This window comes from Lacinutrix sp. (assembly GCF_037625555.1).
Classification (GTDB): domain Bacteria; phylum Bacteroidota; class Bacteroidia; order Flavobacteriales; family Flavobacteriaceae; genus Lacinutrix.
The window spans coordinates 1-8034 of sequence record NZ_JASJHV010000084.1 but is presented as its reverse complement, the minus strand read 5'-3'; the positions used below and the strand labels follow the sequence as shown (position 1 = coordinate 8034).

Below are 8034 nucleotides of genomic sequence, written 5' to 3'. Positions count from 1 at the left end.
GATTTAAAAGCAGGATTACAACATAAAAATATTAACTTAGAACTCATTACACCTTCTGTAAGTGCTTTTCATGTAGATAGTCGCTCGCTTAAAATAAACGTAGAAGTTGTTAATAAAGAATTAGCACCAAGATACTGTGGTGTTACAATATCTGGAGTTAAAGTTGCAGAATCTCCTTCTTGGATGCAACACAGGTTAAAAGCCATAGGACTTGCACCAATAAATAATATTGTAGATGCTACTAATTATGTTTTACACGAATTAGGTCAACCATTACATGCTTTTGATGCTAACAAAATAACAGACAATAAAATTGAAGTTAAAACTGTTGCCAAAGGCACAAAATTTACAACTTTAGATGGTGTTGAACGTGAGCTACATGAAGACGATTTAATGATCTGCGACACTAAGAAACCGCTATGTATTGCAGGTGTTTTTGGAGGTTTAGACTCTGGAGTTACAGAAAACACAACAAATATATTTATAGAAAGTGCCTACTTTAATCCAGTAAGCGTTAGAAAAACTGCTAAACGTCATGCATTAAACACAGATGCTTCTTTTAGATTTGAGCGTGGTATAGATCCAAACATTACAGAGTATGCCTTAAAACGTGCTGCTATTTTAATTAAAGAAGTTGCTGGAGGTGAGATTACAAGTGACGTATCAGATGTATATTCTACAAAAATTGAAGACTTTCAAGTACATATCTCATTCGAGAAGGTAGCAAAACTTATAGGTCAAGAAATACCTAAAGAAACAATAAAAGACATTTTATCTTCTTTAGAAATTAAAGTAAATAACGTCACTGAAACAGGTTTAGGTTTAACAATTCCTGCTTATAGAAACGATGTACAACGTGAAGCTGATGTTATAGAAGAAATACTTCGCGTTTATGGTTACAATAATATAAAAACTACTACTAAGCTTAATGCTTCTATTTCTAATTCTTCAAAATTTGAAGATTATAAATTACAAAATGTGATTGGTAACCAATTAGCTTCTCAAGGTTTCTATGAGATTATGGCTAATTCACTAACAACACCAAATTATGTTTCACTAAGTGAGCAATTAAAAGAAGAACATAACATTACTATGTTAAATCCGTTAAGTAACGACTTATCGGTAATGAGACAATCGTTATTGTTCTCTGGATTAGAAGCCGTTTCTTATAATATTAACAGAAGACGTAGTGATTTAAAGTTTTTTGAATTTGGAAAAACATATCACAATTATAGTAGCACTCGTGAAGAACACAAACACCTTACCTTATTTGTAACAGGAAATAAAACCCAAGAAAGTTGGACTTCTTCTCAACAAAAAGGTGATTTCTTTTATTTAAAAGGCACAATTAAAGCTGCCTTAGAGCGCTTAGGTGTTTCGCGTTACAGATCTACTGCAACTAAAAACGATGTGTTTTCTGAAGGCATGCAATACAACCAAGGTAAAACGGTTTTAGTAGATTTTGGTATTGTAAAAACAAAAATCACAAAGCATTTTGGCATTAGCCAAGATGTTTTATTTGCAGATTTTAATTGGGATAATATTATTGAAGTTGCAGAACGGAATAAAATTAAGTTTACTGCCATTCCTAAATATCCTGAGGTTAGACGTGATTTTGCTTTATTATTAGATAATAACGTAACTTTTGAGGACATACACACTATTGCAAAACAAACAGAGAAACAACTACTAAAAAACGTGAGTTTATTTGATGTTTACCAAGGTAAAAACTTACCTAATGGCAAAAAAAGTTATGCAGTAAGTTTTATGTTTCAAGATGAGCACAAAACACTTACAGATAAAGTTGTAGATAAAATAATGAATAAGCTTCAAAGTAATTTTGAAAATAAACTAGGAGCTGAATTAAGATGAAATGAAGTTTTTAAAACCTCTTTTATTTGTCATTATTGTATGCTGTTCTTGTAATTTTAATGAAAAGGTTGCAGAAATGAAGAAGATAGATAATGATCTTGAAACACATTTTGAACATGAAGATATAAATGTAAATATTAGTTGGGGAACCGAAGAAGAAAACAATAATATTACTGTTAAATTCTATAAATATCCCATATTAACTATAGAATATTCTAAACTAAAGAAAACTTCTAATGAAGTTATTGATCGTTTAATTACTAAAAACCCTAAATTTCAGGATTTATACTATATTGAGGTAAAATTCACAGAAGAAATAGAATCTGATGACATTTCTTCTTTTACTAGTTTTAAAAGAAACGACCTCTATTACTAGTTAAAATAATAATCTAATAAATTGTAATTCACCATGGAAAATCAAACACCTAAAAAAAGTATATTTATTTTAGTTTCTGGACTAATATTTTCAGGACTAGGAAGCTACATTGTTTACAAACACTTTTTCGAAGATGAAACTGTTAGCACTATGAGACTTGTACTTGCTATCGCTATGGTTGGTTATGGAGCTTATAGGCTTTATAATTATTTTGGTTCAGAGTAGAGTTTTTAATTCTCTTAAAATAAACATAAACTACTGCAGCTCGTGTAAAGCATTGCTATTTATTTCGTATATTTAAGTATAACCTTTAACACTTATAGCTATGACAGATTCTAATTATATAAAAATTTACACAGGAGGAACTATAATTGTTCAATTAATAAAACAACGCTTAGAAGCTGCCGGAATTAATCCAGTAATTAAAGACGAAACCGAGTCTGGACGATTAGCCGGTTTTGGATCTGCTTTAATTTCGCAACCTGAAATATATGTACACGAAAGCGAGACAGATACAGCTGTTCGTATAGTTGAAGTTGTAAGAAGTGAAATGGAAGCTTAAAATCTAAGCTGTTTTAATAGATACTTATTTTTTTAAAAAACTAAAAGCCTCATAAAATCATAGATTTTATGAGGCTTTTATATGATACAAATAACAACTTATGCCGTTACAGCATACATTTTCTCTCTCTGCTCTTTAATAGTTGGGTTTTGCATGTACTCATCAAATGTAGTATATCTGTCTATGACTCCGTTTGGAGTTAACTCTACTACTCTATTACCAACAGTTTGTGCAAACTCGTGATCGTGAGTTGTAAATAAAACTGTTCCTTTAAAATTCTTTAAAGAATTATTAAAAGCTGTAATACTTTCTAAATCTAAATGGTTTGTAGGCTCATCTAATTGTAAAACGTTGGCTCTTGTCATCATCATTCGAGATAACATACAACGCACTTTTTCTCCTCCAGATAAAACTGAAGACTTCTTAAAAGCTTCCTCTCCACTAAAAATCATTTTACCTAAAAAACCTCTAATGTTTACTTCTTCTCTTTCCTCTTCTGTTTGAGCCCATTGACGTAACCAATCTATTAATGTTAAATCGTTTTCAAAAAAGCTACTGTTGTCTAATGGAAGGTAAGATTGAGTAGTTGTAACTCCCCAAGCAAATTTACCAGATTCTGCTTTTAAGTTTTTGTTTAATATTTGATAAAAAGCTGTAGTTGCTCTAGAGTCTCTAGAGAACAGAACAACTTTATCTCCTTTATTTAAGTTTAAATCTATGCATTTAAATAGTATTTCTCCATCTAATGAAGCCGATAAGCCTTCTACATTTAATATTTGATCTCCTGCTTCTCTATCACGCTCAAAAATAATAGCCGGATAACGACGACTAGTACGTCTAATATCTTCAATGTTTAGTTTATCAATCATCTTTTTTCTACTTGTAGCTTGTTTACTTTTTGCTACGTTGGCAGAAAAACGACGAATAAACTCTTCTAATTCTTTCTTTTTATCTTCGGTTTTCTTGTTTTGCTGGGCGTGTTGTCTTGCTGCTAATTGAGAAGACTCATACCAAAACGTATAGTTACCAGAGAAGTGTGTTATTTTTCCAAAATCTATATCACTTATATGTGTACATACAGCATCTAGAAAGTGTCTATCGTGAGACACTACTATAACACAGTTATCGTAATTAGCTAAAAAATTTTCTAACCAAGAAATGGTTTCATAATCCAAATCATTGGTAGGTTCATCCATAATTAACACATCTGGATTTCCAAAAAGTGCTTGTGCTAGAAGTACACGTACCTTTTGCTTTCCATCAAGATCTCCCATTAGGTTATAATGAACATCGTCTTTAATACCTAAGTTCGACAACATTGCTGCAGCATCACTATCTGCATTCCAACCATTCATTTCTTCAAATTGTACCTGAAGCTCTCCAATTTTTTCAGCATTTTCATGTGTATAATCTGCATAAAGAGCATCTATTTCAGATTTTAATTTATATAAAGGTTTATTTCCTTTTAATACGGTTTCTAAAACAGTGTCTTCATCATGCTTGTTGTGATCTTGTGTTAAAACAGACATACGTTTTCCTGTTTCCAAATGTACACTACCAGAATTCGCTTCTTGCTGACCTGAAATTATTTTTAAAAACGTTGATTTCCCTGCTCCATTGGCGCCAATAATTCCGTAACAATTTCCATTATTAAAAGTTGTGTTTACTTCGTCGAAAAGCACGCGTTTACCAAATTGTACCGAAAGATTTGAAACTGATAACATGTATTTTATTTATTTTTAACTCAGATGATTTTTATCCTTTTCAATATCGTTTTTTACAACAATAAACTCAGCACTAATACTCCTTGACATAAAAGCGCTTTTAAGCTTTTGCAAAAGTAAATAATATCTTCCGTTTGAAAAAACAAAACCTCTGTTATATATAGTTGCGCAATAGCCTTAATACTAAATAATTAACTTATTTTATTTTCAATTTAACAACGCATTAACACCTCTGCACGAATACAAAACATAAATTTGTTTATTAAACTATAGTTTTTGGTTTTTTATGAAATCTAATTTTTTATTTCTTTTTGTAATATTAATAGTATGTCTAACATCTTGTAAAAAAGATAATGAAGACACTTCATCAGGCAAAGCCTATTTTGGAGGAGAAATTATAAACCCAAATAGTAAAACTCTTTATATTATAAAATCTGGTGTTACTATAGACACTATTTACATTAATAACAACAATAGGTTTTCATATACTTTTACAGATTTTGAGCCTGGTTTGTTTGGTTTTTTTGACGGTAAAGAATACCAAAATTTCTTAATAGAACCTAACGATAGTTTAATGTTACGTTTAAATACTTTAGATTTTGATGAGTCTTTGGTATTTACTGGTAAAGGTGCTAAAGAGAATAACTTTTTAATAGAAATGTATTTGCTAAACGAAAAAGAAGATGATAAAATTCTTGGTTTAGGTCAAAAAACAGCTGAAGAGTTTGATAGCATTTATAGGCTTTCAAGAGATAATAAACTGGAAAAATTAAAACGTTTTAGATTAAAATATGAAACTACAAAATTGTTTGATGAAATTTCTGAAGCTATTATAAACTACGAATATTATGCACACAAAGAACTTTATCCTTTAGCTAATTATAAAATATCTGTATTAGATGCCTTCGAGAATCTTCCAGAAGACTTCTATAATTATAGAGAAAAAATAGATTATAACAATGAAGCCTTAAAGGAGTGCAGCCCATATCTCTCCTTTTTAAGATTTCATTTTAATAATCTTGCTTTACAAAACCATTTTAAACACTCTAAAGATAGTGTTTATGATAGATTAGACTTACATTACAACTTAGATAAGCTTAAACTAATTGATAACACTGTAAGTAATGAAGATATTAAAAACGACCTATTAAGATATGTTATGAGCCAATTTGTAAATATCTCTAAAAATACAGAGGATTACGATGAAATGCTTCAGTCTTTTAAATCTAAAAGTACCAATACTAAAGATATTGAAATGGCTACGAATTTTGTGAGTTCATACAAAAAACTAAAACCAGGAAATAAAATACCTATTGTTAAATTACTTAACAAAAACGAAAAGGAAATTAGTATTTACGAGTTAATAAAAAAACCAACCATTATATATTTCTGGTCTAAAAACAATAAGAATCAATTAATATCTTCTCATAAACGCGCTAAAGAGCTAAACGTTAAATATCCAGAGTTTCATATTGTAGCAATAAATATTGACTCTATTTCTTACGAAGAACAGGTAAATGTTTTAAAACATTACGATGTAAGAATAGAAAACGAATATCGCTTTAAAACACCAATACAATCTAGAGAAACACTTTCTGTAAAGCCAATATTAAAAGTAATTATACTCAACAAAAAAGGTGAAATTGTAAATGCAAAAGCAAATATGTTTAATATTACTTTTGAGCAAGAGCTGCTTGGCTTACTTAATCAATAAGTATTAAATATTAGTTTATAAAAAAAGCTCCTGAAAATTAATTTTCAGGAACTTTTTTTATATTAAAGATTAAGTTATAATGTTTTAGATTCCTTTTTTATAATCTGCTAAAAACTTAGCTAAACCAATATCTGTAAGTGGATGTTTAAGTAAACCTTCTATAGAACTTAAGGGTCCTGTCATGACATCTGCACCTAATTTAGCACAATCAATAACGTGCATTGTATGGCGAACAGAAGCTGCAAGAATTTGGGTTTCGAAAGCGTAATTATCGTAAATATGTCTAATTTCAGCAATCAGGTTTAAACCATCTGTAGAGATATCATCTAAGCGTCCAATAAATGGAGACACATAAGTAGCACCTGCTTTTGCTGCTAGTAAAGCTTGTCCAGGAGAAAACACTAACGTTACATTTGTTTTTATACCTCTGTCGCTAAAGTATTTACACGCTTTAATACCATCTTTAATCATTGGTAATTTTACAACAATTTGTTCATGTAGTTCTGCAAGCGCTTCACCTTCCCTAACCATACCCTCAAAATCTGTTGCAATAACTTCTGCACTCAAATCTCCAGACACTAAATTGCAGATATCTAAATAATGTTTTAAAATATTATCTGTGCCTGTAATACCTTCCTTAGCCATTAAAGATGGATTTGTTGTTACACCATCTAAGATACCTAAATCTTCGGCTTCTTTAATTTGAGCAAGGTTTGCTGTGTCTATAAAAAATTTCATGCGCTTGTTTTATTTTTTAAATTCTTTTAATAATAATACGAAGTTACAATTTAACTTAAGCTAGAAGAAAAAATGATATGAAATGATATTAACATTTAGAAAATGCTTTAAAACAATACTAACCTTAAGATACTTAATTAGTAAATAATGCTAGAACTTATAATGGTTAATCAGCATCTTTTCATAAACCTTGTCTGGCAATAAAAACTTCAATACAATAGAAAATTTCTGCATAAAAGCACCAACTTTATAATGTGTTTTAGGTTTTTTAGTATTAATAACTTTTAATACCGTTTTAGCAACAGCAATTGGGTCGTTACTTTTATTTACATGCGCATCTATATCATTTAATACACTTCCATACTTTTGGTATGGAGAGTTTATATCTAAAGGTGCATGAAATCTTCCTGCAGCAATGTTGGTAGCAAAATCGCCAGGCGCAATATTTGCCATATTAATATTAAAATCTTTAATCTCAATTCTAAAAGCTTCGGTTAACAGCTCTAAAGCACCTTTACTTGCACTATAAATGCCACGATATGGCAATCCCATAAAACCAGCTATTGAAGTAATGTTAAGTATTAGTCCGCTATTTTGCTTTCGCATTTGTGGTAAAACGGCCTTGATTACATTTATAGGTCCAAAAAAATTAGTATCGAAGTTATTTTGAATTTCAGCTTCTGGGATTTCTTCAATTGGTCCAGTAATACCAACACCTGCGTTATTAATAAGTACATCTAATTTACCTTCTGCAGCAATCACTTCCGCAACAGCGTTAGTAATAGAATTTACATTTTTTACATCTAAACCCACTATTTTAAAAGGATGGTTAGTGTATTTTTTAGGACTTCTACTTGTACCATAAACAGTAAAACCATGTTGTTTTAAGTACTCACCAATAGATTTTCCTATTCCTGAAGATCCTCCTGTAATTAATATAACCTTAGACATAATTGTGTTGAATTATTAAAACCAAAAATACAAAATTAAAGTGAAGACTATTACGAGACTTTTGGGTACAAAAAAAGGCAAGCTACCTACATCACAC

The 8034-nt window shown here is 30.2% G+C and carries 8 protein-coding genes; 5 read left to right on the top strand and 3 right to left on the bottom strand.

Going from position 1 to position 8034, the window contains the following annotated elements; translation table 11 throughout:
• The 4 genes from pheT to QNK89_RS07370 form a co-directional block, all read left to right on the top strand.
• Nucleotides 1–1872 (top strand): phenylalanine--tRNA ligase subunit beta (gene pheT, locus QNK89_RS07385; RefSeq protein ID WP_340170380.1); only part of this gene is annotated, 1872 nt, incomplete at its 5' end.
• A gap of 76 nt (nt 1873–1948) precedes the next feature.
• Entirely contained in the window at nt 1949–2248 is a 300-nt protein-coding gene (locus tag QNK89_RS07380; protein WP_340170379.1) for a hypothetical protein, read from the top strand.
• A gap of 33 nt (nt 2249–2281) precedes the next feature.
• Nucleotides 2282–2473 (top strand): hypothetical protein, encoded by a 192-nt coding sequence (locus QNK89_RS07375; RefSeq protein WP_340170378.1) that lies wholly within the window; start codon nt 2282–2284, stop codon nt 2471–2473.
• 100 nt (nt 2474–2573) lie between these two features.
• Entirely contained in the window at nt 2574–2810 is a 237-nt protein-coding gene (locus tag QNK89_RS07370) for a DUF2007 domain-containing protein (protein WP_340170377.1), read from the top strand.
• Nucleotides 2811–2908: 98 nt separating this feature from the next.
• Here the strand turns inward: QNK89_RS07370 and QNK89_RS07365 are convergent, their stop codons facing one another.
• A complete protein-coding gene (locus QNK89_RS07365) occupies nt 2909–4534 on the bottom strand; it encodes an ABC-F family ATP-binding cassette domain-containing protein (RefSeq protein WP_340170376.1) in 1626 nt (541 codons plus the stop codon).
• A 286-nt stretch (nt 4535–4820) separates the two neighbouring features.
• Here QNK89_RS07365 and QNK89_RS07360 point away from each other — a divergent pair, with 286 nt between their 5' ends.
• A complete protein-coding gene (locus tag QNK89_RS07360) occupies nt 4821–6248 on the top strand; it encodes a hypothetical protein (RefSeq protein ID WP_340170375.1) in 1428 nt (475 codons plus the stop codon).
• Between the two features lie 84 nt (nt 6249–6332).
• Here the strand turns inward: QNK89_RS07360 and fsa are convergent, their stop codons facing one another.
• Both fsa and QNK89_RS07350 read right to left on the bottom strand, forming a co-directional pair.
• The gene (gene fsa / locus QNK89_RS07355; protein ID WP_340170374.1) at nt 6333–6986 is read right to left on the bottom strand and encodes a fructose-6-phosphate aldolase; all 654 of its coding nucleotides are present in this window, start codon (nt 6984–6986) and stop codon (nt 6333–6335) included.
• A 150-nt stretch (nt 6987–7136) separates the two neighbouring features.
• Entirely contained in the window at nt 7137–7937 is an 801-nt protein-coding gene (locus QNK89_RS07350) for an SDR family oxidoreductase (protein WP_340170373.1), read from the bottom strand.
• Nucleotides 7938–8034 lie beyond the last annotated feature (97 nt).